The sequence below is a fragment of the Pedobacter sp. 01T416_2 genome, from assembly GCF_056398925.1.
The window spans coordinates 1-2,389 of record NZ_JBFTQI010000844.1 but is presented as its reverse complement, the minus strand read 5'-3'; the positions used below and the strand labels follow the sequence as shown (position 1 = coordinate 2,389).

The following is a 2,389-nucleotide window of genomic DNA, read 5'->3' as shown; positions in this document are numbered from 1 at the left end:
ATCAATGGGCGAATGTGGTAAGATGGGAAATGCGTACCAGGTTATTTCTGCGTACAGCCGAATTTTTATGGCAGGAAGGACATACCGCACATGCTACAGCAGAAGAGGCGATTGAGGAAACAGAACGTATGTTACATATTTACGCCGATTTTGCCGAAAATTGGTTGGCAGTTCCGGTAATCAGAGGCCGTAAATCGCCGAATGAACGCTTTGCGGGTGCTTTAGATACTTATTGTATTGAGGCCTTAATGCAGGATGGCAAAGCTTTACAAGCAGGTACATCTCACTTTTTAGGCCAGAATTTTGCTAAAGCTTTTGATGTTAAGTTTACTGGTAAAGATGGGAAATTAGATCATGTATGGGCTACTTCATGGGGTGTTTCTACACGTTTAATGGGTGCTTTGATTATGGCACACAGTGATGATTCTGGATTGATTATTCCACCAAAATTAGCGCCAATACAAGTGGTAATTGTTCCGATTTATAAAGGTGATGAGGATCTGGCGAGAATTTCTTCATATGTTAATGAATTAACCATGCGTTTAAAAGGTTTAGGCGTTTCGGTGAAATATGATGACAGGGATACACAACGCCCTGGATTTAAGTTCGCTGATTATGAGTTGAAAGGTGTGCCAATCCGTATTGCTATTGGTGGCCGCGATTTAGAAAATAAAACAGTAGAAATTGCCCGTAGAGATACCAAGGTGAAACAAACTGTACCTCAGGAAGGATTGGATATTTACATCATCAAACTATTGGAAGATATTCAGCAAAGCATGTTCAACAAAGCTTTGGCTTATCGCGATGAGCATATTACAGCAGCCAATAGTTACGAAGAGTTTCAGGAATTGTTGGATACCAAAGCTGGTTTTATTTCAGCGCATTGGGATGGAACACCAGAAACTGAGCAAAAGATAAAAGAAGAAACAAAAGCAACCATTCGTTGTATTCCTTTAGATAATAAATTAGAAGATGGCGTTTGTATTTATTCAGGAAAACCATCCATCCAAAGGGTACTGTTTGCAAGAGCGTATTAATTAGATGTGAGACACTAGATTTTAGAAGTGAGATTTGAGATTGTATCTCGACTCAAATTTTATGTCTCACATCTCCTGTCTCATATCCCAAATCTTAAAAAAAAATGAAATTCGCAACTAAAGCTATACATGCAGGTCAAGAGCCTGATCCAACTACAGGTGCTGTAATGACACCGATATATCAAACCTCTACCTATTGGCAGAAATCTCCTGGAGACAATAAAGGCTACGAGTATTCGAGAGGAACAAACCCAACGCGTAAAGCTTTGGAAGATTGTTTAGCTGCTTTAGAAAATGCCAAATATGGTCTGGCTTTTTCGAGTGGAATGGGGGCAACAGATGCCGTATTGAAATTATTACAGCCTGGCGATGAAGTGATTACCGGAAATGATTTGTACGGTGGCTCATACCGGATCTTTACCAAAATATACACTAAATACGGAATCAAATTTCACTTTCTGGATCTATCTAAGCCAGAAAATATATTGCCCTACATTAATGATAAAACCAAATTGGTTTGGATAGAAACACCTACTAATCCTACCATGCAGATTATCGATATTGAAGGGGTGGCAAAAATTACAAAAGAGAAAAGTTTAATCCTGACCGTTGATAATACATTTGCATCGCCTTATTTACAAAACCCGATTGATCTGGGCGCTGATATTGTGATGCATTCGGTAACCAAATACATTGGTGGCCACTCTGATGTGGTAATGGGTGCTTTGGTAACAAATGATGAACAATTGTATAAAGACCTTTGGTTCATTTACAATGCCTGTGGTGCAACACCGGGTCCGCAAGATGCTTTTTTAGTGTTGAGGGGTATAAAAACGCTTCACCTTCGGATGAAAGCACATTGCGAAAATGGAGCGCGTATTGCATATTATTTAAAAACACATCCAAAGGTTGATAAAATTTACTGGCCGGGTTTTGAAGATCACCCTAATCATGATGTAGCTAAAAAACAAATGCGTGGATTTGGCGGTATGATTTCGATTACCTTAAAAGGTGCTGATCTGGAAGAAACTTTTAGAATCTCGTCTAATTTTAAAGTATTCACATTGGCTGAATCATTGGGCGGGGTAGAATCGTTAATTAACCATCCAGCAACGATGACACATGGCTCTATCCCGAAAGAAGAAAGAGAGAAAGTAGGTGTTACCGATAACTTGCTCCGTTTAAGCGTTGGGGTAGAGGATATCGACGATCTTTTAGAGGATCTGGCAAATGCATTAGCATAATATTTCGAGCGGGCAGATAAAATATTTGCCCGTTTTTTTTATTCCACAATAATAAATATTGCTGTTGCTAAGGAATAATTTATTTTAAATATAAGCGAAGTATATTAT

2 protein-coding genes are annotated in these 2,389 nt (G+C 38.8%); both read left to right on the top strand.

The window, feature by feature from the left end:
* Positions 1-1,037 (top strand): proline--tRNA ligase (locus tag AC1DPQ_RS24875; RefSeq protein ID WP_477611205.1); only part of this gene is annotated, 1,037 nt, incomplete at its 5' end.
* A gap of 104 nt (positions 1,038-1,141) precedes the next feature.
* Positions 1,142-2,281, top strand: a complete 1,140-nt coding sequence (locus AC1DPQ_RS24870) for a cystathionine gamma-synthase (protein WP_477611204.1) — start codon at positions 1,142-1,144, stop codon at positions 2,279-2,281.
* The last annotated feature ends 108 nt before the right edge of the window (positions 2,282-2,389 follow it).